Source organism: Pseudomonas sp. MWU15-20650, assembly GCF_023242475.1.
In the GTDB taxonomy this organism is placed as follows: Bacteria; Pseudomonadota; Gammaproteobacteria; order Pseudomonadales; family Pseudomonadaceae; genus Aquipseudomonas.
The window spans coordinates 1-23,958 of sequence record NZ_JALJFG010000016.1; the positions used below are offsets into that span (position 1 = coordinate 1).

The 23,958-nt window shown below is 60.2% G+C and carries 20 protein-coding genes; 10 read left to right on the forward strand and 10 right to left on the reverse strand.

Annotation, left to right across the window (positions count from 1 at the left end; genetic code table 11):
• Positions 1-376: 376 nt before the first annotated feature.
• From fae to M5B43_RS14225, 4 genes are all read left to right on the forward strand, one after another.
• Positions 377-889, forward strand: a complete 513-nt coding sequence (fae, locus tag M5B43_RS14210) for a formaldehyde-activating enzyme (protein ID WP_248750702.1) — start codon at positions 377-379, stop codon at positions 887-889.
• Between the two features lie 10 nt (positions 890-899).
• Positions 900-1,934 (forward strand): aldo/keto reductase, encoded by a 1,035-nt coding sequence (locus M5B43_RS14215; RefSeq protein ID WP_248750703.1) that lies wholly within the window; start codon positions 900-902, stop codon positions 1,932-1,934.
• Complete coding sequence (locus M5B43_RS14220) at positions 1,931-3,364, forward strand: NAD-dependent succinate-semialdehyde dehydrogenase (RefSeq protein ID WP_248750704.1); 1,434 nt, start codon at positions 1,931-1,933, stop codon at positions 3,362-3,364. The genes M5B43_RS14215 and M5B43_RS14220 overlap by 4 nt, the downstream gene beginning before the upstream one ends.
• A gap of 72 nt (positions 3,365-3,436) precedes the next feature.
• The gene (locus M5B43_RS14225) at positions 3,437-4,807 is read left to right on the forward strand and encodes an MFS transporter (protein ID WP_248750705.1); all 1,371 of its coding nucleotides are present in this window, start codon (positions 3,437-3,439) and stop codon (positions 4,805-4,807) included.
• Here the strand turns inward: M5B43_RS14225 and M5B43_RS14230 are convergent.
• Positions 4,757-5,632 carry a LysR substrate-binding domain-containing protein gene (locus M5B43_RS14230; RefSeq protein ID WP_248750706.1) on the reverse strand — a complete coding sequence of 292 codons (876 nt, stop codon included), beginning with the start codon at positions 5,630-5,632 and terminating at the stop codon, positions 4,757-4,759. The two genes, M5B43_RS14225 and M5B43_RS14230, sit on opposite strands and share 51 nt — an antisense overlap.
• Before the next feature lie 301 nt (positions 5,633-5,933).
• On the opposite strand from M5B43_RS14230, the gene M5B43_RS14235 reads away from it, so the two are divergent.
• Positions 5,934-6,149, forward strand: coding sequence for a TOBE domain-containing protein (locus tag M5B43_RS14235; RefSeq protein ID WP_003173733.1), 216 nt, complete (start codon positions 5,934-5,936; stop codon positions 6,147-6,149).
• A 40-nt stretch (positions 6,150-6,189) separates the two neighbouring features.
• Here the strand turns inward: M5B43_RS14235 and M5B43_RS14240 are convergent, their stop codons facing one another.
• Complete coding sequence (locus M5B43_RS14240; protein ID WP_248750707.1) at positions 6,190-9,930, reverse strand: DUF6543 domain-containing protein; 3,741 nt, start codon at positions 9,928-9,930, stop codon at positions 6,190-6,192.
• 88 nt (positions 9,931-10,018) lie between these two features.
• Positions 10,019-11,164 (reverse strand): PatB family C-S lyase, encoded by a 1,146-nt coding sequence (locus tag M5B43_RS14245; protein WP_248750708.1) that lies wholly within the window; start codon positions 11,162-11,164, stop codon positions 10,019-10,021.
• 218 nt (positions 11,165-11,382) lie between these two features.
• Here M5B43_RS14245 and ggt point away from each other — a divergent pair, with 218 nt between their 5' ends.
• Positions 11,383-13,107 (forward strand): gamma-glutamyltransferase, encoded by a 1,725-nt coding sequence (gene ggt, locus M5B43_RS14250; protein WP_248750709.1) that lies wholly within the window; start codon positions 11,383-11,385, stop codon positions 13,105-13,107.
• Positions 13,108-13,137: 30 nt separating this feature from the next.
• Here the strand turns inward: ggt and M5B43_RS14255 are convergent, their stop codons facing one another.
• The 3 genes from M5B43_RS14255 to M5B43_RS14265 all read right to left on the reverse strand — a co-directional run bounded on the left by M5B43_RS14255 (position 13,138) and on the right by M5B43_RS14265 (position 16,235).
• The gene (locus M5B43_RS14255) at positions 13,138-13,662 is read right to left on the reverse strand and encodes an AAA family ATPase (protein ID WP_248750793.1); all 525 of its coding nucleotides are present in this window, start codon (positions 13,660-13,662) and stop codon (positions 13,138-13,140) included.
• Entirely contained in the window at positions 13,659-14,222 is a 564-nt protein-coding gene (gene pnuC / locus M5B43_RS14260; protein ID WP_248750710.1) for a nicotinamide riboside transporter PnuC, read from the reverse strand. The genes M5B43_RS14255 and pnuC overlap by 4 nt, the downstream gene beginning before the upstream one ends.
• A 378-nt stretch (positions 14,223-14,600) precedes the next feature.
• A complete protein-coding gene (locus M5B43_RS14265; protein ID WP_248750711.1) occupies positions 14,601-16,235 on the reverse strand; it encodes a methyl-accepting chemotaxis protein in 1,635 nt (544 codons plus the stop codon).
• A 231-nt stretch (positions 16,236-16,466) separates the two neighbouring features.
• Here M5B43_RS14265 and M5B43_RS14270 point away from each other — a divergent pair, with 231 nt between their 5' ends.
• Together M5B43_RS14270 and M5B43_RS14275 are read left to right on the forward strand one after the other, a co-directional pair.
• Positions 16,467-17,297 (forward strand): undecaprenyl-diphosphate phosphatase, encoded by an 831-nt coding sequence (locus tag M5B43_RS14270; RefSeq protein WP_248750712.1) that lies wholly within the window; start codon positions 16,467-16,469, stop codon positions 17,295-17,297.
• Positions 17,294-17,677, forward strand: coding sequence for a DUF1294 domain-containing protein (locus M5B43_RS14275; RefSeq protein ID WP_248750713.1), 384 nt, complete (start codon positions 17,294-17,296; stop codon positions 17,675-17,677). The genes M5B43_RS14270 and M5B43_RS14275 overlap by 4 nt, the downstream gene beginning before the upstream one ends.
• On the opposite strand, the gene M5B43_RS14280 is transcribed toward M5B43_RS14275, so the two are convergent.
• Positions 17,666-18,022 (reverse strand): MmcQ/YjbR family DNA-binding protein, encoded by a 357-nt coding sequence (locus M5B43_RS14280; RefSeq protein WP_248750714.1) that lies wholly within the window; start codon positions 18,020-18,022, stop codon positions 17,666-17,668. The genes M5B43_RS14275 and M5B43_RS14280 overlap by 12 nt on opposite strands.
• Positions 18,019-18,927, reverse strand: a complete 909-nt coding sequence (locus tag M5B43_RS14285) for a LysR substrate-binding domain-containing protein (protein ID WP_248750715.1) — start codon at positions 18,925-18,927, stop codon at positions 18,019-18,021. The genes M5B43_RS14280 and M5B43_RS14285 overlap by 4 nt, the downstream gene beginning before the upstream one ends.
• A 125-nt stretch (positions 18,928-19,052) precedes the next feature.
• Here M5B43_RS14285 and M5B43_RS14290 point away from each other — a divergent pair, with 125 nt between their 5' ends.
• A complete protein-coding gene (locus M5B43_RS14290; protein WP_248750716.1) occupies positions 19,053-19,664 on the forward strand; it encodes an FMN-dependent NADH-azoreductase in 612 nt (203 codons plus the stop codon).
• A gap of 241 nt (positions 19,665-19,905) precedes the next feature.
• Positions 19,906-20,943, forward strand: a complete 1,038-nt coding sequence (locus tag M5B43_RS14295) for a dienelactone hydrolase (protein WP_248750717.1) — start codon at positions 19,906-19,908, stop codon at positions 20,941-20,943.
• Here the strand turns inward: M5B43_RS14295 and M5B43_RS14300 are convergent.
• Positions 20,937-22,112 (reverse strand): MFS transporter, encoded by a 1,176-nt coding sequence (locus M5B43_RS14300; RefSeq protein WP_248750718.1) that lies wholly within the window; start codon positions 22,110-22,112, stop codon positions 20,937-20,939. The genes M5B43_RS14295 and M5B43_RS14300 overlap by 7 nt on opposite strands.
• A 258-nt stretch (positions 22,113-22,370) precedes the next feature.
• The gene (locus M5B43_RS14305) at positions 22,371-23,957 is read right to left on the reverse strand and encodes an ABC-F family ATPase (protein ID WP_248750719.1); all 1,587 of its coding nucleotides are present in this window, start codon (positions 23,955-23,957) and stop codon (positions 22,371-22,373) included.
• Between the last annotated feature and the right edge of the window lies 1 nt (position 23,958).

The window sequence follows — 23,958 nt, forward strand, 5'->3', positions numbered from 1 at the left end:
ATCACCGCTGCACCGGTGTCTTCGTTGTCGACTTCATCCCAACTCAACATTGAAATACTCCTTCCTGGTCTGGTCTGACGGCGTGAAACCCCGTCCAAAAAAATAGGCGATTTGCAGGCTACTCGGCATTGAAATATTGCGCGTAGTGTGGTCAGTAAATACCGATGCTGCACACTATATAGTGGTCTGTTTTGTTTGTGGGCACACTATATGGTGTATGGGGACGGTGGTCAACGTACAAGAGGGCATCGTTGGTCGCAGCGAGGGTATGAGAAAAACTCACACCAATATGACTTTTAATGGTTACGGTCGTCGTACCGTCCAATGCTAAAAAAACGCCAACCAGCTCCCCATAACAACAACGAGCGTTTGCGAAATGAAAGCACTTGATTTGTACATCGGCGAAGGTTTCGAAGGCCCGGGCGTCAATGCGGCCCACATCAACATCCTGATCGGCCCACGCAACGGCCCGGCCGGCCAGGCGTTCGCCAACAGCCTGGCGTCCCCAAGCCAGGGCCATTGCCCGTTTATGGTAATTGCCCAGCCAAATATCCCGGTCAAACCCATGACCCTCTACGTCAACAAGGCCGCCATCGGCAGTGACCTGCATGGCAATGCCACCTGGGGCGCGTCCCAGGCCGGAATCGCCAAGGCAGTGCTCGAAGCCTTGCTTGACGGCACCTTGCCGCCGGAAGCCGAAGACGAGTGGGCCATCGTCACCGCCAATTGGGTCAACCCGGCCTGTGATGACTTGGACGCGGTCTACCTGAACAACTACAACGCCTGCCGCACCGCTATCCGCGCCGCCCTGACCGGCACGCCGTACACCGCGCAATTGGCGGACGTGGTCAACCACATCAGCAACCCTTTCTACACGCCAAAAGCCTGAGGACATCCCCATGCAATATATCCGTTTGGGCAACTCCGGCCTGCAAGTCTCGCGCCTGTGCCTGGGCACCATGAACATGGGTACGCCGGACTGGAAGCCATGGATCTTTGACGAAAAACAAAGCGAGCCCATTGTTGCTCACGCGCTGGACAACGGCGTCAACTTCATCGACCTGGCCGACTTCTATTCAGCCGGTGTCGGCGAAGAGGTGGTAGGGCGCATTCTCAAGCGTGTGGCACGACGTGAAGACATCGTGGTGACCACCAAGGTCGGCTACGGCACGCGCAGCGGCATCAATGCCAGCGGCCATTCACGCAAGCACATCCTGGACAGCATCGACGCGTCCCTGAGCCGCTTGGGGATGGATTACGTCGATGTGTTCATGCTGCATTACTTCGATGTGAACACCCCGGTCGAAGAAACCATGAGTGCGATGAATGACATTGTGCGCTCCGGCAAGGCGCGCTACATCGGTGTATCGACCATGCTGACCGGCCAACTGGCGAAGATCCTGATGGCCTGTGAGCGCAACGGTTGGGTCAAGCCCATCAATATGCAGCTGCAATTGAACTGCGCCTACCGCGAAGAAGAGCGCGAGATGATTCCGTTCTGCCGCGATCAGGGCCTGGGTGTCTCGGTGTTCAGCCCGCTGGCCCGTGGCTTGCTCACCGGTGAAGCGCAGTCCACTCGCAACCAGACCGACTTCTTCACCCAGCAGATGTACAGCGACCAAGCGTCGTTCGAGATTGCCCACTCGGTACAGCGCGTGGCCCGTGCCCGTGGTGTCTCCAACGCACAGATCGCCCAGGCCTGGGTCGCCCACCACCCAGGCGTCGATGTAATGCTGGTGGGCGCCGACACCACTGCACAATTTGATAGCGCTCTGGCGGCCTTGGATACCCAACTGGATGCCGAAGAGCTGCACGAACTCGAACGTAACTACACCCCCTGCGATGTGATCAACGACTACACCGCCGGCAAGCGCATCCTGCGTGCGGCCCGCCCGGGCCTGGACCGTTTCAATCTGATCGAGGCCGTGGCATGAACCCGCTGATCCGTACTGGCAACTACATCGATGGCCAATGGTCCCACGGTGGGCCGACTTACCCGGTGCTTAACCCGGCCAATGGCGCGCTGATCGCCGACGTGCAGCGGGCTGGCGTTGAAGACACTAACCTGGCCATCGACGCTGCCAATCGCGCCTTGCCGGCCTGGCGTAAATTGACGGCCAAGGAGCGTAGCCAGCGCCTCAAGCGTTGGAGCGAGCTGATGCTGGGCAACCAGAAGGACCTGGCGCACTTGCTCAGTCTTGAACAGGGCAAACCCCTGGCCGAGGCCATGGGCGAAGTGGTCTATGCGGCGAGCTTCCTGGAGTGGTTCGCCGAGGAAGCCAAGCGTGCTTATGGCGACGTGATCCCAACTCACAAAGCCGATGCACGCATCCTTGTGACCAAGGAAGCCATTGGCGTGGTTGCCGCGATCACCCCGTGGAACTTCCCGCTGGCGATGGTCACGCGCAAGGTTGGCCCGGCACTGGCGGCCGGTTGCACGATGATTCTCAAACCTTCGGAAGACACTCCATTGTCGGCGTTTGCCCTGGCGGTGCTGGCCGAACAGGCCGGTATTCCTGCCGGTGTCTTCAATATCGTCTCCGGTGATGCGGTCGCCATCGGCGGTGCGCTGCAAGCCTCCAGCGTAGTGCGCAAGCTGTCGTTTACCGGCTCCACCCGTACCGGCAAGCTACTGATGCGCCAGGCGGCGGACACCCTGAAAAAAGTCTCGCTGGAACTGGGCGGCAACGCGCCATTTATCGTGTTCGACGATGCCGACCTGGACGCTGCCGTCCAAGGCGCCATGGCCTCCAAGTTCCGCAATACCGGGCAAACCTGCGTGTGCGTTAACCGCTTCTTTATTCAAGACAGCGTGTACGACGCGTTCACTCGCAAACTGGCGCAAGCGGTCAGCGCCATGCGCGTCGGCAGCGCCTTGGACGGCGAAACCGAGCAAGGTCCGCTGATCAACGCAGCGGCCTTGGCTAAGGTTGAAGCCCACGTGGGTGATGCCTTGGAGAAGGGCGCCAAACTCTTGTGCGGTGGCCGGCGCCATGCGCTGGGTGGCACTTTCTTCGAACCGACCATCCTCACCGAAGCCCACGACAACATGCTGATCGCGCAGGAAGAAACCTTCGGCCCGGTGGCCGCGTGTTTGCGCTTCAGCGATGAAAGCGAAGTGCTGCAGCGTGCCAATGACACGCCGTTCGGCTTGTCCGCCTACTTCTACAGCCGTGACATCGGCCGCGTGTGGCGCATGGCCGAAGGGCTGGAAGCGGGCATGGTCGGTATCAACGAAGGGATCATCTCCACTGAAGTCGCGCCGTTTGGCGGCATCAAGGAGTCGGGCCTGGGCCGTGAAGGCTCCAAGTACGGTTTGGATGATTACCTGGAGATCAAATACCTGTTGATGGGGGGGCTTTAACCTTCGACTTTACACCGGTGCACGCGGGGCACCGGTTGTTACTCCGTCAAGAAAAACAATATGGAGAACACCATGACTGTTCCAACCGTCAATATTGACGACCTGCCGATTGGCCGCTTTCACCTGAAAATCGCCGGCCTGACCTTCGGCGCGCATTTTACCGATGGCTATATCCTCGGATTGATCGGCATTGCGTTTACCTTACTCAGCCCGCAGATGCAGTTGGATGCGTTCTGGCAAGGCTTGATCGGCGCTTCGGCCCTGATCGGTTTATTTATAGGCAGCCTGCTTTTTGGCCGGCTTAGCGATACCCTCGGCCGGCAAAAAATTTTCCTGGTCAGTTTCGTACTGATCACGGTGGCCTCGGTGATGCAATTTTACGTCGAGTCCGCCATAGCCCTGTTTCTGTGTCGGGTGCTGATCGGTATTGGTTTGGGCGGTGACTACAGTGTCGGTCACGCGATGCTCGCGGAGTTTGCGCCGAAAAAACATCGCGGGGTGCTGTTGGGTTCGTTCAGCGTAATGTGGACCATCGGCTATGTGGTGGCAACCTTTGTGGGTACGGCGATGCTCAGCCTCGGCGATGATGCCTGGCGCTGGATGCTGGTCTCGTCGGCGATTCCTGCCGGGCTGATCCTGATCGCACGTATTGGCACCCCGGAGTCGCCGCGTTGGTTGGTCAATCGCGGGCGTATTGCCGAGGCCAGGGCGGTGGTCAAGAAGCATCTCGGCGAGCATGTGGTGCTGGATGAGGAACCATCGAAGCAAACCTGTTCCGGTTATGGCGTGCTGTTCAGCCCGGAGTATCGCAAGCGTACGGCGTTCAATTGCCTGTTCTTCGTATGCCTCGTGATGCCGTACTTCGCGATCTACACCTTTTTACCGTCGATCTTGCAACAGATGGGCCTGAGCGAAGGGTTTGGCACTGAACTGGTGCTTAATCTGATGTTGATCGTTGGCGCCCTGATCGGCATTGGGTGCACGATCAAGTTCTCCCGCCGTGGATTCCTGATCAATTCGTTTATCATCCTCGCGGTGGCGCTGTTTATGCTGGCGGTACTACCGAGCAGTATGGTGTGGTTGATGGTGCTAGCGTTCGGGGTGTTTACCCTGGTGTTGTCGGCGGTGAGCAATCTGGTCGGAGTCTTCCCGGTCGAGAGCTTCCCTACCGAAGTGCGTGCCAGCGGTATTGGCCTGGCAACGGCGGTAAGCCGTTTGGGCTCGGCGATCAGCACCTTTCTGTTACCGATCAGCGTGGCGGGAATTGGCGTGAGCCCGACCATGGGCATACTGGCGGCGATCCTGGCGCTGGGCGGGCTGATTTCTTGGGCCTGGGCGCCGGAGACCAAGGCGTTGAGCTTGAGCCAGGCGAGCAAGATCCAGGCCCCGGTTTCAGGGGTTGCTCACCTGGTTCAACCAGTCAGTAAACAGCCGAACTTTTGATAAACCCTGTTTGTCCTTCGCCACATCCAACCAATAGCCATAAGGGCCGATCACCTCCACAGGGGTGATCGGCAACAGGCTGCCATTGGCCAGCTCGCGCTCGATCATCTGCCGGTCGATCACCGCCAGTCCCCCGCCTGCCAGTGCAGTATGGATGACCTGGTCCAAGGTACTGAACTCCAGGCCCAGGTTCGCGTCGATGTCCGTTCGGCCCATGGCCGCCAGCCAGTTCTCCCAGACTTTCAAACGCTTGCCGTCGTGCAAGATATGCAGCAGCGCGAACCGCCGCAGGTCGGGTGGTTGGCCGTTGACGAACAGCTCCGGGCTGGCCACGGCGATATGGCGTTCCATCACCAGCAGTTCACTGCTGCAATGGAGCGAGGGTTCGAGGCCGAAGCGGATCTGACAATCGATTTGCGCCAGGCTGGCGTGGGTATTCTGGTGGGTGACACTCAGGTTGATATCCGGGTAGCGCTCGCAGAAACGTCGCAGGTGCGCAGAGAGCCAACGGGTGGCCCAGGTCGGCGGCGCAACAATGCGCAGGCGCTGGCGCAGGTTGGGCACGCGCACGGCTTGCAGGGCGCGCTCGATGTGGTCGAAGGCATCGCTCAGATGCGGGGAGAGGGCGAAGCCGGCTTCGGTCAGGGACAGGCCCTGGGGCGTACGGGTGAAGAGGGGGACGCCGAGATAATCTTCCAACTGCTTGATCTGACGGCTGACTGCGCCTTGGGTGACGTTGAGGCTTACCGCGGCCTGGCTGAAGCTGCGGTGGCGGGCGACTTCTTCGAAGACGCGCAGTGTGTTGAGGGACGGCAGTTGGCGCATGGCAGGGAGTGTACACTTATTGTTTTAGCGCTTGCAGGTCGTTGCCTCCAGCAAACGACATGATGCCAAGGCATTCTGTCAGAAATAATACCCAATGTTCCTATACCGCTGATTACTCCCGCCAGAGCAAGCCCAACCGGGTCGCCGCGATCAACTCGGCGGCCAATCAGGAGTATTCGCTCATATATCCATATCGTATAAATAAATAGTTATATATTCCTTTTAATGTTGTTGCGGGTGGCGCATTTTGGGGGCCTGCGCATTCGTGCGGATTGACCCAACAGCCAAAAGGAAAGCCGACATGACCATTAAAGCGATCAACGTGCGCAACCAGTTCAAGGGCGTGATCAAGGAAATTCTGTTGGGGGAAGTGGTGTCCGAGATCGACGTGCAGACCGCGTCCGGCATTGTCACGTCCGTCATCACCACCCGTTCGGTGCGTGACCTGGAGTTGAAGGTGGGCAGTGAAGTGATTGCCTTTGTGAAGTCAACTGAGGTCTCTATCGCCAAATTGTAAAGGCCAGACACTGTGTGGGAGGGGCTTGCTGCCTCCCGCCTCAGTCAACCCGATTGAAGATTTCCCGGACCTGATCCTGGGGGAATATGCCTTTGCCCGTGCCTTCGATCAGCTCAAACGTGCCGTCGGCATGGATCGTGATACCGAGCGAGCCGGCGAGTGTCACTGACACGCCAGGTCGCTCTCTGAGCAGTTCCCTGAGCGGCTGCCGGCCCTGAAACGATTGCCCGATAGTGGTTGCCATGCCTTGAAGGGAATCCGAATTGACCCCTCCCACCAGCATAACGCGCCCCCCCTTGTTCAAGGATGTCTGCAATTGGTCAAGCAGTGCTTGAGTATTACCGCCCCGCAAGCCGAGTTCGAGGTTGCTGCCGGTCAGGTGCATCAAGGTACGGGTCTGGTAGTGGGCTCCGTCCCAGTCGGTGAGCACTGCAATGGCCGAGCAATCGGTCAAACTGCGGGTGGATAACGCTTTGTTGCTGGTGTTCAGGGTCGTTGATTCGCCCATGGCGACGTGCACGGTGTTCGCTGGCCCGGCTGGAGGTCGCAGGCGCACTGAGGCGGGTTCAGCGGCGTACGGTTCGCGGGTATAAGGACCTTTGGGTTGGTTGATGAGTGTGTCCATCCACTCCGGATCCGTGGGGCTCATGTTGCGTTTGATACCTTCACGGATTTTCCAGCCAGCCTTGTCCCACTGCTCCAGGGTGGCTTGCAATTGAGCGGTATATTCAGATGCCGGGCAGGCGATGTCAGCCCACGGGTCGACAATCCAGGCGTTTGCCCAGGCCGGTTCGCAGAAGTCCACGGTCGGTCTGATAGTGCCTTTCGGGCCACCGATCACGGTAAAGGCGTGTGCATCGCCAGCATGCCACTCTGCGGCCCTGACGCCACTCTTGTTGAGGATATCCCGGGCCAGGATGGCCATTTCGCCGCAATTGCCCGCGCCGGTCTTCATGATCAGGTCGCCGGCGTTGGATGCTTTCAGGTTGGCGGTGCGCCGCAACCAGCCGAGGGTCAGCGTGGCTGCATCGGCCCTCGCCAGGTCGGCGGCCGAACGCACCTGGTTGCCAGGCCCCAGCCCAGTGGCCTTGAGGGCTTGGTTTACTTTGTCCCGGGCCGCTTGCGCGTAAAACTGGTTTTGCCGTTTCTCTGGCCACTGCTCGAAACCAGCGGGTGTCTCCAACGGTGAGACGCGATGGGGGCGCAAGGCGATATCCGGTTTCACAATGGCATTGGCCTGCTGCAGTCGGTAGACGACTTCGCGTTTCTGGTCAGGGCTCATGCCTTCGCATTGTCGCTTCAGTTCGTCGATGTCGGCTTTGAGGAAACCTGCGTTGTGCAGCTGCTTGAAGGCTTTTTTGAGGGGCGGCAACGCGACAAACGCGGTATCCAGAGTCTGCACGCCATGATTGGCACTCAGAAACTGGCGGTAACCTTGCGCAAGGCTCAGTTCAAAAGGCCCGCATTTCTTGAACGTAATATCCCCCGTGCGCGTTTTATCCAAGGGTGCGTAATAAAACTCTGCGGTGTCAGCCTCTACCACCAGGTACTGCTGGCTGCCACTGGTGACGACCACGCCCCTGACTTGGCGTTGATCATGGCTGGCATTGCTGATGCTGCTGAGTTTGACTACCCGAGTGTCTTTGGCGAGCGCACCGCTGCGATCACCTGCATAAAAGCCGAAATCGGGATCGTCAATGACTTTGCCGCGCACTTGAGCCTTGTAAGTGATGCGTTTGCCATTCGCGACCGGTACCAGTTGGGGGCCTGTGTCGCCTTTAATCATGTTGTGCAGGCGTTTTTCGTAGACCACCGTGCGCTCGTGGGTGAAAAGCCCGGCTTTTGAGGGGAACAACCGCACATGTTCCAGCGCTTGCAGCCGTTCTTCAGCTTTGGGCAGGTCGGCAATCAGTTTAACGAAGCATTCATCGTTGAGGCCACGCCGCACCCGACCGCCCAGGGCGGGAACCGGGCAAACCGCCTCGAAGCCCTCCAGGGGGCTGGTGTGTTCCGCCGCCTGCAGGTCGGTGAGCTCGCCCGGCCTGTTGTTCAGGTAACGATAGACCCGATCACGGTCCACCAGGTCATATCCATTGGCCCGTGGCAGGGTGTAGGCACTGGGGCCCAGCGGGTGTTCGATGAGCAGGGCCTGTTGGCCGTCGCCGAAAAGCTGCTGGTGTACGGGAATCGTGGTGGGACGCTCAATGGCAGGCTCCTTCGCGGTGCCGCCCGTTATGGCGAACAACTCGTTGAGAGCGCCATCCAGTGCGGCAGTGCTGCCTTGTTTTCGCTCAGCCTGCGTGTCGCCGGTGATCGATTTTTCGACGCCTAGTTCGGCTTCCACAAGGCCGGTAGCGGCAGCGATACCGACAACGATCGGTTCGCCGACCACTGCGAACTTGGCCGCCAGGCCCGCGGCCACCGTCAAATCGTTAAGCCAGGTGTCGCGGGTGACTTCGCTGTCGGACTTGATCATGACGTCCGCATCGCGGGACATGCGCTCGCGCGTGGCATCTTTCATCACGCTGAATACATCGCCGTGAATGCGCACGTTGGTGCTGTCGATAACCGTACCTTCCAATGTGTCCCAGTAACCGCTGGCCAAGTAGCCAATGGCGCTGTCCACGCCTTTGTTGGAGCGGGAGTCGCCGGTGATGAACGATTTGAAATCGCTCCAGAAGCCTAGATCGCTGTCCTGCCGATCCCTGAGGCAGAAGTGTGACTCCAGCGCTTTGCGCGTATCGACATGCCGACCTTGCTCGCCCACCCATTGGTCCATCGCGCTCAGGGAGTCGAAGCGCAGGAACGCCGGTTTATGCCCTGGCACATAAAGGACTTGGACACCGTCTCGACGGTCACGTAATTGCCCGTAGGTGCCGTAATCGGTGGCGGTGAAACGCAGGATGTCGTTAGCGGGAAACCCGTTGATATCAAATACGTGAATGCGTGTCTGGCCTTCTACTGGCGCCATCGCACGCAGTTGATCCACAGTCAGGGCCTGGTGCTCATCCAGCGGCAGGTTAGAGGCCGCGCCCATCACCAGGCGATAGTCGTCATGGGTGAAGCGTTGCTCGGCCGGTAGTTTCAGGCGCTCGGCGGGTGAGGCACGCTCGTATGCCTTAAGCTGCTGGCGTGCCTGATAGACGAACTCGCCTTTGAGCGCGGTGCGGTAGTCATCGCCATGGTCGCGCCAGAAGCTCTCCAGCGCGTTGGTCATGTGCTCCTGGAAGTCGGTTTTCCAGCTTTCATGCATCACTTGGGAAGGGGTGAGCGGGAACTGGTTTGCGGCCCCATAGCCGCCTTGGGTACTTTGCCCACGGCCTGCTGTGTACAAGCCGGCCTGCTGGTCGAGCACGCCCGGTAGTTGGTCGTGTTCGCTGAAGTTGCTCAACAAGGCGTCCGGCAACGCCTGGGATATCGTCGGTTCTTCGCCGAGATGTTCCCATTGGGTGACGGTGTTGGCACTTTGTGCTTGCTTGAAGCGATTCAGGTAGAGGGTGTCGGCATCTATCTTGAGACCGGTCAACTTGAACACGATCGCTTCGGCCCATTTCTTGGCTTCGTCGCGTACGTTGGGCAGCGCGTGGTGCATGGCCTGCAGCAACTGCTTGTATTGGGTCTTCTGGCGGTTCTTGGACGTGGTGCGGCTATTCGTCAGGGGTGGGGTGGGGCGTGGGGGCAGGGAGTCCGTCGAGTAGGACGGCAACGTCGCAGGGACTTCACCGGTAATGGGTTTGAAATTCCACGCAACGGCGGGGAGGGGGCGTGGCGGTAGGATCATCGGCGGTCGGCTCCGGGAGGGTTTCAGTCGCACCTGGGCGGCTAAGCCAGATGTGTGTTGAAAACCTCCGGAGTGGTTCCGGCCGGGGTCAGCGGTTTTGTAAACTGATTTCCATGCGCCGTAAGCCTTCCTCCAGCATCGCCCGTGGGCAGCCGAAGTTCAGGCGCACGAATTGCTGGCTGTCGTCACCAAATTCGATGCCTGCGCTTAAACCGACCTTGGCCTGTTCCAGAAAGAACTGCTGTGGGTCATCCAGGCCCAGGGCGCTGCAGTCGAGCCAGGCCAGGAACGTGCCTTGAGGGGCGTGCATCACCACGCCCGGCAAGCGGGTTTGCACCGCCTCGAGCAGGTAGTCACGGTTGGCTTGCAGGTATTGCACCAGCGCGTCCAGCCAGTCGCTGCATTGGCTATAGGCGGCGCGGGTGGCTTCCAGGCCCAGCGGGCTGACGCTGTCGACCATGCCGCAGCGCGCGTTGTTGAAACGCTCGCGCACCTCGGCGTTTTGCACCACGGCAAAGCAGGTCTTCAAACCGGCCACGTTATAAGCCTTGCTCGCCGACATCAGGGTGATGGTGCGCTGGGCGATCTCCGGGCTGAGGCTGGCGGTGGGAATATGGCGACGGCCGTCGAAACACAGCTCGGCATGGATCTCGTCACTGATGATCAACGCGCCGTTTTCCAGGCAGGCGTTGGCCACGGCCAGCAGTTCTTCACGCGGGAACACTTTGCCGATGGGGTTGTGCGGGTTGCTCAGCAGCAGCGCACCGGCGTCGGTCAATGCCTGGCGCATGGCCGGCAGCGGGGTGCGGTACTCACCGTCAACCCACTCGAACGGCACTTCGATGCGCGGCAGGTTCCAGTGGCCGGGCGCCAGGCGAATCGGCCGGTAGTTGGGGGTTTGCAACACCACCGCTTGGCCGGGCTGCACGAAAGCATGCAGGGCCATGTTGAAACCTGGCTCGACGCCGGGCAGAAACAGCAGCTCTTCGGGCAGCACGCGCCAGGCGTACTTGGCCCACAGGTCGGCCACGATGGCTTCACGCACGTCCGGGCCCGCCACGCTGTAGCCGAGGACTTGCTGGTCCAGGCGCGCGTGCAGGGCCTTGAGTACGGCCGGTGGCGCGGCAATGTCCATGTCGGCGATCCACATCGGCAAGACGTCTTGCGGGTAACGGTTCCACTTGGTACTGCCGGTGCCGAGGCGTGGGTGGATCGTGTCGAAATCAAAGCTCATAGAGGGCTCGTGTCAGGGGGCGGGCAAAGAATGGCGCTGATTCTAGCGCCATTAATTTTATAGGCCAGAGCTGATTGTCTCGGACGACGCGGTTGCCGGCAGGGTTTGTTGGCGTGCGTTCTATGACCGACAAGTTCTGTAATAAAAACGCCATTGCGCTGTGGATTAGATTTGGGACGGGCTATTTTGGGCCATCTCAATAACTAGAGTAGCCATGGATGAAATACCAACCTTTGAGCCGTACCTTGGTTGCCACCGCACTGGTATTGACGGTCAGCGGCGTACAGGCCGCCTCCCAAGCCCCGGTGGCCGGTGAAAATGGCATGGTGGTCACGGCCCAGCATTTGGCCACGCATGTGGGCGTGGACGTGCTCAAGGCCGGCGGCAACGCGGTGGATGCGGCCGTGGCCGTGGGCTACGCGCTGGCGGTGGTGTACCCGGCGGCGGGCAACCTGGGCGGTGGCGGGTTCATGACCGTGCAACTGGCGGATGGGCGCAAGACCTTCCTCGATTTCCGCGAAAAAGCCCCGCTGGCAGCGACGGCCAACATGTACCTGGACAAAGACGGCAAGGTCATCGAGGGCCTCAGCGCCAAGGGGCACTTGGCGGTCGGCGTACCCGGCACCGTGTCGGGCATGGAAACGGCCTTGAGCCAATACGGCACCCTCAAGCGCGCCCAAGTGATTGCCCCGGCGATCAAGCTGGCAGAAAACGGCTTTGAACTGGAGCAGGGCGATATCGACCTGCTGCACACCGCCACTGGTGAGTTTGAAAAAGACCCCGATCTGCGCCAGATCTTCCTGCACAACGGCCAACCGATGCAGGTGGGCCAGAAGCTGGTACAGAAAGACTTGGCCAAGACCCTCAAGGAAATCTCTGCCAAGGGTACCGACGGTTTCTATAAAGGTTGGGTTGCCAAGGCGTTGGTCGATTCCAGCCAGGCCGGTAAAGGCATCATTACCCAGGCTGACCTCGACACGTACAAAACCCGCGAACTGGCGCCCATCGAATGTGACTACCGTGGCTATCACGTGGTTTCCGCGCCACCACCGAGTTCCGGTGGCGTGGTGATCTGCCAGATCATGAACATCCTCGAAGGCTACCCAATGGCGGACTTGGGTTATCACTCGGCCCAAGGCTTGCACTACCAGATCGAAGCCATGCGCCACGCCTACGTGGACCGCAACAGCTACCTTGGCGACCCGGATTTCGTGAAGAACCCCATCGCGCACCTGCTGGACAAGGACTACGCCGCCAAGCTGCGTGCGGCCATCGAGCCGCAGAAGGCCGGTGATTCCCAGGCGATCAAGCCGGGTGTGTCGCCCCATGAAGGCAACAACACCACGCACTATTCCATCGTCGACAAGTGGGGCAATGCGGTGTCGGTTACCTACACCCTCAACGACTGGTTCGGTGCCGGTGTGATGGCGAGCAAGACCGGGGTGATCCTCAACGATGAAATGGACGACTTCACCGTCAAGGTCGGCGTGCCGAACATGTACGGCCTGGTCCAGGGTGAAACCAACGCGATTGCGCCGGGCAAGGCGCCGCTGTCGTCGATGAGCCCGACCATCGTGACCAAGGACGGCAAGGCGGTGATGGTCGTCGGTACGCCGGGTGGCAGCCGCATCATTACCGCCACGTTGCTGACGATCCTGAACGTCATCGATTACAAGATGAACATCCAGGAAGCCGTGGACGCGCCGCGTTTCCACCAACAGTGGATGCCTGAGACCACCAACCTTGAGACCTTTGCGGTCAGCCCGGATACCCGCAAGATCCTGGAAAGCTGGGGCCACAAGTTTGCCGGTCCACAGGATGCCAACCACTTGGCTGCGATCCTGGTCGGCGCGCCGTCCCTGGGTGGCAAGCCGGTGGGTAACAACCGCTTCTACGGGGCAAACGACCCGCGGCGCAATACCGGCCTGTCTTTGGGCTACTGAGGTAAAACGAGTGGCTGCTCACCCTTGAATTCAAGGGTTGAGCAGGTGCTCTACCGCAGCAAACGCCGCGCGCCGGCGCTCTTGCCACTGGCCCCTGATCACCACTACCGCTTGGCGATGCTGTTGCATCCAGTCGAGGCTGCCCTGGAAAAATGCGCGACGATCCGCCAGCGCTGGCTGGCAGCGTTGGCCGTCGGCCGTCCATTCCACATCCTCGGGGGACAGCAGCAGGTGCAAGTCGTAATGTCGGGTGAGCAGTTCGCTGTCGAGCCACCCTGGGCAGTCGTCGAACAGGGTCTGGCTCCACAGCCTGTTGGTCAGCAGGTGGGTGTCGAGGATCAGCAAGGAGGGCTGTGCGGCACGGGCGGCGTCTTCCCAGGCCAGTTGGCCCTGGGCGATCGCGGGGATGTCTGCCAGCGTGGTGTCGCGCTGGTGATGGTCGATGAAATAGCGTACGTATTCACCCACCATCAACCCGCCGAAGTGCTTGTGCAGTTCCGCCGCCAACCAGCTTTTACCGCTGGATTCGGGCCCTGACAGTACCACCACTTTCATGCGTGCAGCGCCGGGTCGGCGCGCCATTCCCGCCAGCCCTGTACGGCAATCACGGTGAACAGTGCATAGAGCGCGGCAGTGAGGTACAGCCCTTTGTAGAGGAACAGCCCGACGAAAATCACATCCACGGCAATCCACAATGGCCAACATTGCACGCGCTTTTGCGCCATCCACATCTGGGCGACCAGGCTGAAGCCGGTCAGTGCGGCGTCGAGCCATGGCTGGGCGGCGTCGGTCCAGTGGGCCATGGCGGCACCGAGCAGCAGGCTGCCGACAGCGCCGATGGCCAGGCTGGCCGTGATCCCAGGCCAGCCCAGGCTGGTGACCTGGCGGCCTTGCTTGACCTCTCCGGCACGGGTCCATTGCCACCAGCCATAGAGTTGCAAGGCGGCGTAGACCACCTGCAGCAGCATGTCGGAGTAGAGCTTTACGTCGAAGAACACCCAGGTGTAGAGCAGCACCATCACCAGGCCGATGGGCCAACACCAGGGGTTCTGCTTGACCGTCAGCCAGACAGCGATCACCCCCAGGGCGGCGGCGAACAATTCAAGTCCGGACATGGCGGTTCCTTGGGAGAGTGTAAGAGGGCGGTGATTGTAACCAGAGGTGGACGATCCTCAAAATACAGGAGAGCAAATGTGGGAGGGGGCGTGCTCCCGATAGCGGTGTACCCGTCACCAGATGAATGAACTGAACCACCGCCATCGGGAGCAAGCCCCCTCCCACTTTTCAGGCCGCGTTCACTTTGCCCCAGCCCAGCCGCTCAACGGCCCACGCCGTTTCAAAGTCGGTGTCATCAACGCCTTGCGCTCACTTGAAATCGTAGGTGATCTAAATGTGGGAGGGGGCTTGCTCCCGATAGCGGTGTATCAGTCACCAGATGAATGAACCGAACCACCGCCATCGGGAGCAAGCCCCCTCCCACAGGTTGAACTGCGTCAGACCTTGAACTGGCGCAAGAGCCCGTCGAGCTGCTCGCTCAACTCACCTAAATGTACGCTGGCCACGCTGGACTGTTGTGCCGCCAGCGCGGTGCCGTGGGACAAGCCTGCGGCTTGGGTGACGTTCTGGTTGATGTCTTCCACCACGTGGGCCTGCTGCAGGGTGGCGCTGGCAATCGAGGCGTTCAGCCCATTGAGGTTGTGTAGCGCCTGGCCGATGGCATGCAGGCTGGCTCCGGCCTGGCCCGCTTGTTCGATGGTCAGTTGCGAGGCGCTGTGGCTGTCGCTGATGACCTTGACCGCCGCTTCCGAGTGACCTTGCAGCCGTTCGATCATTACCTGGATTTCGGCGGTGGATTTCTGCGTGCGCTGGGCCAGCAACCGCACTTCATCAGCGACTACGGCGAACCCTCGGCCTTGCTCCCCGGCACGCGCGGCTTCGATGGCCGCATTGAGGGCGAGCAAATTGGTCTGGTCGGCGATGGAGCGGATCACTTCCAGCACACCACCGATCTGGGTGCTTTCGCTGGAAAGGGTGCGGATGACTTCGACGGCCTGGTTGATGGTGCTGGAGAGCTGGTCGATCCGCTGCAAACTGCCGTCGATGTTGATCTGGCCCTGTTGCGCCTGGGCCTGGGCATCGCGCATTTCGCTGGCGGCGTGTTCGGCATTTTTCGCCACGTCTTGCACGCCGTAGGTGACTTCATTGATGGCGGTGGCCACCAGTTCCATTTGTTGCGACTGCTGCTGGCTGCGGTCGTGGGCCTGGCTGGCGTTGCTGCCCAGTTCCTGGGAGGCTTGGCCTAGAGCGTTGGCGCACACCTGCAACTGGCTGACCACCTGGCGCAACTTGGCGGTGAAGGCGTTGAAGTGCTGGGACAGTTGGGTGACTTCGTCCCGGCCGTGGGTGTCGAGGCTGCGAGTCAGGTCGCTTTCACCGCTGGCGATATTGCCCATGGCATTCACCGCAGCTTGCAACGGCTGCACGATACTGCGCGCGATCAGCAATACCAGCAGGGCCATCACCAAGGCAATGCCTACGCCGATGACGGACGCTTTCCACACCTGGCCTTTGAATTCGGCCTGAACGTCATCCACGTAAACGCCGGAGCCGATAATCCAGCCCCACGGTTCGAACAGTTGGATATACGAGGTTTTCTCCACCGGCGCATCCGCCCCCGGTTTTGGCCAGCGGTAATTGACGATACCGGCCCCCTTGGCCTTGGCTAGAACCACGAATTCGTTGAACACCGCAAAGCCGTCCGGGTCTCGAATTGCCGAAAGGTTCTGGCCATCAAGCTTGGGGTTGGCCGCGTGCATGATCATCACGGGCGTAAGGTCATTGATCCAGAAGTAATCATCATGGTCGTAGCGCAAGCCACGCACCGCGCTCAGGGCCTGCTGCTGCGCCGCCTCGCGGGTCAGCACCCCGGTTTTCTCAAGGTTCTGGTAGTAGGTCAGCACGCCGCTGGCGGTTTGCACCACGTGTTGGGTCTGTTGGCGTTTGGCCTGGTAAAGCTCCCCATGGATCTGGTTGAGCATCAGCAAGCCCAAGGCAAGCAGCATCAACACGGCGACTATCAGGATCAGCCAGAGACGGCGGCTGATCGACATGTTGCGCAAACTGTTCATCGTCCTGTCACTCCCTGCTTTTTATAATTGTGCGTCTGCATCGACATTTCCGGCTTGTCTGATAGGCTTTCGGCCCGTAATCGGAAAACCTGAGTACTGCCTGATTTTTCACGGAATTTTTGCAGTCCGGCGTGGATCATCAAAACGCCTGGCCTTCAGCGCACTCATCATCAATGAACCACTGGAAACGACTGACGAGGCATGCCCCGTGCATGACCTTTTGGGGGAAATATGGATTTTTGGACCGCCATACAGGCATTGATTCTAGGCGTGGTGGAGGGCTTGACGGAGTTCCTGCCGATCTCCAGCACCGGCCACCAGATCATCGTCGCCGACTTGATCGGCTTCGGCGGCGAGCGCTTTGAAGCGTTCAATATCATCATTCAACTGGGTGCGATCCTGGCGGTGGTCTGGGAGTTTCGCCGCAAGATCCTCGATGTGGTCATCGGCTTGCCGACCCAGCGCAATGCCCAGCGCTTTACCGTCAACCTGATCATCGCCGTGTTGCCGGCGGTGGTACTGGGTGTGATTTTTGCCGACCTGATCAAACACTACCTGTTCAACCCGATTACCGTGGCCACTGCCCTGGTCATCGGGGGCGTGATCATGTTGTGGGCCGAGCGTCGTCAACATGCGGTTCACGCTGAAACCGTGGACGCCATCACCTGGAAAGATGCACTCAAGGTCGGCCTGGCCCAGTGCCTGGCGATGATCCCGGGCACGTCGCGTTCCGGTGCAACGATCATCGGTGGCCTGTTGTTCGGCCTGTCGCGCAAGACCGCCACCGAATTTTCGTTCTTCCTGGCCATGCCGACCATGGTCGGTGCAGCGGTGTACTCGGGCTACAAATACCGTCATCTGTTCCAGCCGGATGACCTGCCGGTATTTGCCATTGGTTTTGTCACCTCGTTCATCTTCGCCATGATTGCGGTCAAGGCGTTGCTCAAGTTCATTGCCAGCCACAGCTACGCGGCGTTTGCCTGGTACCGGATCGCATTCGGTTTGTTGATCCTGGCGACGTGGCAATTCGGTTGGATCGACTGGTCTGCCGTCAAGCCATGAGCATCCAGCACCCACGCCTGAAGGCGCTGATCTTTTTGCTGCTGTGCGCCGCGCCGCTGTTGGGCTCGGCGTTGCTGTGGCACCGTGGCGAAACCGTCATCCCGTTGGTGGCCTATGGCGTGGTCAGCGTGGTGGCATTCCTGCTGTACTGGGCTGACAAGCGCAACGCGCAAACAGAAGGTCGGCGCACCCCGGAAAACATCCTGCATGCCGTTGAGCTGGCAGGCGGTTGGCCGGGGGCGTTGATTGCTCAGCAGGTGTTTCGCCATAAGACGCGCAAGGTGTCTTACCAGGTGTTGTTTTGGGTGATCGTGCTGTTGCACCAGGTTTTCTGGCTTGACCAGTTGTTTCTTGGCGGTACGTTGATCTCAGTCCTCTAGCAATAGCCCCACCTGCGTGCGCTTGGGCAGCTTGCCGACCACCAACTGGTGGGAGCGCTGCAACAGGTCACGCAGTTCCTCGGCGCCCAGCGGGTAGGGCGTGTTCATGATGATCCATTGCGCGCGCGCCAGATACGGCGCCGGGTGGATGCCCGGGCGGTCCACGTGGCCGAGAAACACATCCTTATCGACCTTGAACGCCAGTGAGTCGCCGCGCAGGTTCTGCACGGCGAACATCTTGTTGCCGGCAATCGAAAACACCCGTACGCCGCCCCATTTGTAGTCTTCCCGTGCGCCGGGCAGGCTCAGGCAGAAGGTGGCGACTTGTTCTTCAGTCAGGGTCATAGTGTGCGGTCTCCACAGCCTTTGAAGCCTTCTTCGAGGTAGTCGATCCAGGCGCGGATGGCCGGTAGCACGCCGCGCCGATGCGGGTAAACCGCTTGCAACCAGCCACCCGGCAACGACCATTGCGGCAACAACTGCACCAGGCGGCCACTGGCCAGTTCCTCTTCGCAATACATCATCGGCAGTACGGTAAAGCCCAGGCCCATGATGGCGCAGGCCTTGCGCACGATAAAGTCATCAATGCCCAGGCGCGCTTCCATCACCAGGTCATGAGGGGTGCCCTGAGGGTCGAGAATACGCTGATGCACCATTCGGTCGGCCTCCAGCGCGCCTAGTATAGGCAACTGCTTGAGGTCTTCGAGGGTGTTGACCTGCCGCTCGCGCATGAAGCCCGGGCTGGCGACCAGCACGGTCTGGGCCTGGCGCAGACGCTTGGTCACCAGCAGCGGGTCTTCATCACCCAACTCGCGCACGCGCAAGGCCACATCGATGCCTTCGGCCACCAGGTCGACGCGGCGGTTGACCAGGGTCATCTCCAGCTGTACCTGTGGGTGGACCGCCAGAAAGCCGGCGACCAACTCCGGCAGGATGTGCTGGGCCATGCCCACCGGACAACTGACGCGCAGGCGCCCGCGCGGCTCGCTGGACATGCTGGCCACGGCCTCGTCGGCCATTTCCGCCTCCAGCAGCATGGCCTGGCAGTGACGCAAGTAGCGTTCGCCGACGGCGGTCAGGGCCAGTTGCCGGGTGGTCCGTTGCAGTAGGCGTGCGCCCAGGCGTTCTTCCAGCTCGGCAATTCGGCGCGACAGCCTGGATTTGGGAATCCCGAGCAGCCGGCCGGCTGCGGCGAAACCGCCGGCTTCCACGACTTTAGCGAAATAGTAGAGATCGTTGAGGTCTTGCATGCTGGGCCTATTGTCCTGTCAGTGGGACAAACTATCGCATTTAAGCTGGCTTATCGACTATTGGTTTCATGCGTAGCATCACCACCATCTGATCGCCACTGTCGATCCCACCTCGGAGATCCACCATGAAACTACTGCATATCGATTCCAGCATCCTCGGTGACAACTCGGCTTCCCGCCAGCTCAGCGCAGGTGTGGTCAAGGCTTGGCAAGCGGCAGAGCCGGGCGTGGAAGTGACTTACCGTGACTTGGCCAGCGAAGGCATCAGCCACTTTTCCGGCCTGACCCTGGGCGCCCTGGGTACCGCTGCCGAGTTGCGCGACGCCGTACAAAAGCATGAGGCGGACCTGAGTGCTTCGACCCTGGCTGAGTTCCTCGCCGCCGACGCCGTGGTATTGGCTGCGCCGATGTACAACTTCACCATCCCGACCCAACTGAAAGCCTGGATCGACCGCATTGCCGTCGCCGGCCAGACCTTCCGCTATACCGAAGCCGGGCCTGAAGGTCTGTGCGGCAACAAAAAGGTCATCATCGTGTCCACCTCCGGTGGCCTGCACGTCGGCCAAGCCACTGGCGTGGCTCACGAAGACTATCTGAAAGTCATGCTGGGTTTCCTTGGCATCACCGATGTCGAATTCGTCCGCGCCCATGGCCTGGCGTATGGTGATGAGGTCCGTACCAAGTCCCTGAGCGACGCTAACGCAGTCATTAACGAACAATTGTTCGCCGCTGCGTAAGGCTTGTGTAAATTTCGCCCTTCCTCGGTTTCAATCTGAAGCCGGGCGCCTAAACTCTGTATTCTGATCGCCTCAAAACGAACGGAGTACGGAGTTTTTTCGTTGACCCGCTGTCTTCACTTTGGCCCAGGTTATGCACGCATGGGTATATCACCCGGTGCGAGTGCCTCAAACCATGGACCTTTCAATTAGATATGCCGCGGGTGTTGAACGTGGTCACGCAGCAAAGGTGGACATCCCCATGATGCGTCTTTGTGCTGTTTTGGTTCTTTCCTTGCTGGGTGGCCTGGTTTCAGTGCACGCCGCGCCGGCGCCGCACCCTCATTGGAGTGTGGGCTTCCATCGCATGACTTTTCTTGATCCGCTCGATTCGCAGCCGATGAAAGCCATCGCGTTCTACCCCTCCACCGACGATGCTCACAGCACGCAGTTGGGGTCTTATCATGTGGCCGCCAGCGAAGACTCCAAAGTCGCCATTGGCCGTTTCCCGATGCTGATGCTGTCCCATGGCAACACCGGTACACCGCTGGCCCTGCATGACCTGGCCACGTCCCTGGCGCGCAAGGGCTTTGTGGTGGTGGCGGTGCTGCACCCCGGCGACAATTACCAGGATCACAGCCGTCTGGGCACGGTGAGCAACTTGTATGGCCGGCCGATCCAGATTTCCGCAGCGATTACCGCCACGTTAGACGACTCGATGCTGTCGCCGTTCGTCAACATCGATCAGGTGGGCGTCATTGGGTATTCGGCCGGTGGCGAAACGGCGTTGATTCTGGCGGGCGCCAAGCCGGACTTCGACCGCCTGCGCCGCTACTGCCAGCAGCGTCCCGAGGACCGCGACGCCTGCACCACCAAAGGCGAACTGGTGGTCGACCGTGACGATTTGCAGCCCCAGGCCGACCCGCGCATTCATGCCTTGATGCTGATGGCGCCGTTGAGCCTGATGTTTGGTCGCCATACCTTGGCTGACGTGCATGTGCCGGTGCTGCTCTACAGTGGCGATGGCGACAAACTGGTGGCGGTGGACAAAAACGCCGCAGCGCTGGCGCGCAAGCTGCCGGAACCACCGGACTTCAAGCTGTTGGCCGGGGCAGGGCACTTCGTGTTCATGGCGCCATGCGACAGTGATCAACTGGCGACGATGCCGGCCATCTGTACCGATGCCGATGGTGTCGACCGCGAAGGCATTCACCGCGACCTGATCTCCGAGGCCGGGCGTTTTTTCACCCATACCCTCGGCCAAACCACCCGTGCGGGCATGCAGACGGCGGATCAGTAAGCGCGGCGCTTGAGCAATAGTGTCAAGGCGAGTGCCGTGACCGACAGCAGCGCTGCGCAGAAGAAGATCCAGCCGTAGCCGAGGTTCAACGCCACGGCCCCCATCAACGGCCCGGCAATCGCCAGGGCCAGGTCAAAAAATACCGCATACGCACTCAACCCTGCGCCACGGCTGCTGTCAGGCACTTGCTTGATGGCTTCCACGCCCAGCGCCGGGTACACCAGTGACAAGCCAAAGCCGGTCAGCCCCGCGCCGATCAATGCCACGCCGGTGGACGGGGCGAGCCATAGGAGCGTCAGGCCCAGGGTCTCGATAAGCATGCAGGCGATTGCGGCGGTGAAACCGCCAAAACGGCTGATGGCGGAGATAAACACCAGGCGCGAGAGAATAAAGCACACGCCAAACACGCTCAGGCAGTATGCCGCGCCGGCCCAGCCACGATTGAGGTAGTAGAGGGTGATAAAGGTCGTCAGCGTGCCGTAGCCAATCGAGGCCAGGCACAGGCTGGCGCCGAACGGTGCAATGCGCCCGAACACCGCCCAGAACGGCAACCGCTCACCCCGCACCACTGGGACCGAAGGCTTATTGCGGATCAGCACCAACCCCAGCGCCGCCAGGAACGACAGGGCAATACCGAGGCTGGTGTAGCCGTATTCGGCCACCATCACCACGCCCAGCGGTGCGCCAATGGCTATCGCGCCATAGGACGCGATACCGTTCCAGGAAATCGAGCGCGCCGTGTGCTCGGCCCCCACCTGGCCCATACACCAACTGATGGTGCCCACGCCGATCAAGCCCTGGGCCACCCCCAGCAACAGCCGGCCGACGATCAGAATACTCAGGCTCAGGGTGGGCATGCTCGCGACCAGCGTCGCGAAAAACGTCAGCACGCCGCTGATCAGGATGCCGGCCAAGCCCAGCACAATCGCGCGCTTGGTGCCCACGTTGTCTGACATGCGCCCGGCCATCGGGCGGCTGAGTAACGTGGCCAGGTATTGCGAACCAATGGTCACACCGGCCACTACGGCGCTGAAACCCAGTTGTTCATGCACATAACCCGGAATAACCGCAATCGGCAGGCCAATGCAGATAAACGCAATGAAGGTGTAGAACACGATGGAGACGATCTGCAGGGTGATCGACATTGAACTGGGGGCGGTGGCAGGCATGGAGACTCGTTCGCGTGCGGGCGGTGAGGCCATGATGGCAAGGGCGTGGGGGAAAAGGAAGCAGGCTAACTACTTTGCTGGATGGCCAGGCTATTTAGGGTTAGAACGAGCCACCTGTAACCAGTGGCGAGCGGGCTTGCCCTGCGCCCAATAAAAAACACCGCGTTCTGCCAGGCAAAACGCGGTGTTTGATTTCAGGGCCGCTTCGCAGCCCAACGCAGGGCAAGCCTGCTCGCCACAATGGGCTTCTGCAGTGGCTTAGAACACTACGCCCTGGCTACGCAGGTAATCGTCATAGGTGCCGCTGAAGTCGATCACGCCGTTGGCGCTCAACTCGATGATGCGGGTAGCCAGGGACGATACGAACTCACGGTCGTGGCTGACGAAGATCAGTGTGCCCGGGTAGTTTTCCAGCGCCAGGTTCAGCGCCTCGATGGATTCCATGTCCAAGTGGTTGGTCGGTTCGTCCATGATCAGCACGTTCGGCTTTTGCAGGATCAGCTTGCCGAACAACATACGGCCTTGCTCACCACCGGAGATGACCTTGACCGACTTGAGGATCTCGTCGTTGGAGAACAGCATGCGCCCCAGGGTGCCGCGGATCACTTGCTCGCCTTGGGTCCACTGGCCCATCCAGTCGAACAGGCTCATGTCGTCTTCGAAGTCGTGGGCGTGGTCCTGGGCGTAGTAGCCCAGTTCGGCGGCGTCGGTCCACTTGATGCTGCCGGCATCCGGCGTCAGTTCGTTGACCAGGGTACGCAGCAGGGTGGTCTTGCCGATACCGTTCGGGCCGATGATCGCCACGCGCTCGCCGGCTTCAACCTGGAAGCTGAAGTCCTTGAACAGCGTCTTGCCATCGAAGCCCTTGGCCATTTGGTCGACAATGACGGCCTGGCGGTGCAGCTTTTTGGTTTGCTCGAAACGGATGAACGGGCTCACGCGGCTCGAAGGCTTGACCTCGGCCAACTGAATCTTGTCGATTGCCTTGGCACGGGAAGTCGCCTGCTTGGCTTTCGAGGCGTTGGCCGAGAAACGGCTGACGAAAGATTGCAGTTCGGAGATCTGTGCCTTCTTCTTGGCGTTGTCCGACAGCAGTTGCTCGCGGGACTGGGTCGCCACGGTCATGTACTCGTCGTAGTTACCCGGGAACAGGCGCAGCTCGCCGTAGTCCAGGTTAGCCATGTGGGTGCACACGCTGTTCAGGAAGTGACGGTCGTGAGAGATGATGATCATCAGGCTGGAACGCTGGGTGAGAATGTTTTCCAGCCAGCGGATGGTGTTGATGTCCAAGTGGTTGGTCGGTTCGTCGAGCAACAGCACTTCTGGGTCGGAGAACAGCGCCTGGGCCAGCAAGACACGCAGTTTCCAGCCTGGGGACACTTCGCTCATCGGGCCGAAATGCTGTTCCAGGGGAATGCCCAGGCCCAGCAACAGCTCACCGGCGCGGGATTCGGCGGTGTAGCCGTCCATCTCGGCGAACTCGGTTTCCAGCTCGGCGACGGCCATGCCATCGTCTTCGCTCATTTCCGGCAGCGAATAAATACGGTCACGCTCGGCCTTGACCTTCCACAGCTCCTCGTGGCCCATGATCACGGTGTCGAGTACGGTGAATTCTTCGTAGGCGAACTGGTCCTGGCGCAGCTTACCCAGGCGTACATTCGGCTCCAGCATGACCTGGCCACCGGATGGATCGAGGTCGCCACCGAGGATTTTCATGAAGGTCGACTTGCCGCAACCGTTGGCACCGATCAAACCATAACGGTTACCGGCGCCGAATTTGACCGAGACGTTCTCGAAGAGCGGCTTGGCGCCGAACTGCATGGTGATGTTAGCTGTGGAGATCAAT

What these genes read in the sequence shown, in the direction of transcription:
- pnuC (WP_248750710.1), bottom strand. Translation starts at nt 14,222, where the DNA reads ATGTCCGGACTTGAATTGTTCGCCGCCGCCCTGGGGGTGATCGCTGTC.
- M5B43_RS14235 (WP_003173733.1), top strand. Translation starts at nt 5,934, where the DNA reads ATGACCATTAAAGCGATCAACGTGCGCAACCAGTTCAAGGGCGTGATC.
- M5B43_RS14285 (WP_248750715.1), bottom strand. Translation starts at nt 18,927, where the DNA reads ATGCAAGACCTCAACGATCTCTACTATTTCGCTAAAGTCGTGGAAGCC.
- M5B43_RS14255 (WP_248750793.1), bottom strand. Translation starts at nt 13,662, where the DNA reads ATGAAAGTGGTGGTACTGTCAGGGCCCGAATCCAGCGGTAAAAGCTGG.
- M5B43_RS14240 (WP_248750707.1), bottom strand. Translation starts at nt 9,930, where the DNA reads ATGATCCTACCGCCACGCCCCCTCCCCGCCGTTGCGTGGAATTTCAAA.
- M5B43_RS14275 (WP_248750713.1), top strand. Translation starts at nt 17,294, where the DNA reads ATGAGCATCCAGCACCCACGCCTGAAGGCGCTGATCTTTTTGCTGCTG.
- M5B43_RS14280 (WP_248750714.1), bottom strand. Translation starts at nt 18,022, where the DNA reads ATGACCCTGACTGAAGAACAAGTCGCCACCTTCTGCCTGAGCCTGCCC.
- M5B43_RS14220 (WP_248750704.1), top strand. Translation starts at nt 1,931, where the DNA reads ATGAACCCGCTGATCCGTACTGGCAACTACATCGATGGCCAATGGTCC.
- M5B43_RS14290 (WP_248750716.1), top strand. Translation starts at nt 19,053, where the DNA reads ATGAAACTACTGCATATCGATTCCAGCATCCTCGGTGACAACTCGGCT.
- M5B43_RS14215 (WP_248750703.1), top strand. Translation starts at nt 900, where the DNA reads ATGCAATATATCCGTTTGGGCAACTCCGGCCTGCAAGTCTCGCGCCTG.
- M5B43_RS14270 (WP_248750712.1), top strand. Translation starts at nt 16,467, where the DNA reads ATGGATTTTTGGACCGCCATACAGGCATTGATTCTAGGCGTGGTGGAG.
- M5B43_RS14230 (WP_248750706.1), bottom strand. Translation starts at nt 5,632, where the DNA reads ATGCGCCAACTGCCGTCCCTCAACACACTGCGCGTCTTCGAAGAAGTC.
- M5B43_RS14245 (WP_248750708.1), bottom strand. Translation starts at nt 11,164, where the DNA reads ATGAGCTTTGATTTCGACACGATCCACCCACGCCTCGGCACCGGCAGT.
- fae (WP_248750702.1), top strand. Translation starts at nt 377, where the DNA reads ATGAAAGCACTTGATTTGTACATCGGCGAAGGTTTCGAAGGCCCGGGC.
- M5B43_RS14225 (WP_248750705.1), top strand. Translation starts at nt 3,437, where the DNA reads ATGACTGTTCCAACCGTCAATATTGACGACCTGCCGATTGGCCGCTTT.
- M5B43_RS14300 (WP_248750718.1), bottom strand. Translation starts at nt 22,112, where the DNA reads ATGCCTGCCACCGCCCCCAGTTCAATGTCGATCACCCTGCAGATCGTC.
- M5B43_RS14295 (WP_248750717.1), top strand. Translation starts at nt 19,906, where the DNA reads ATGATGCGTCTTTGTGCTGTTTTGGTTCTTTCCTTGCTGGGTGGCCTG.
- M5B43_RS14265 (WP_248750711.1), bottom strand. Translation starts at nt 16,235, where the DNA reads ATGAACAGTTTGCGCAACATGTCGATCAGCCGCCGTCTCTGGCTGATC.
- ggt (WP_248750709.1), top strand. Translation starts at nt 11,383, where the DNA reads ATGAAATACCAACCTTTGAGCCGTACCTTGGTTGCCACCGCACTGGTA.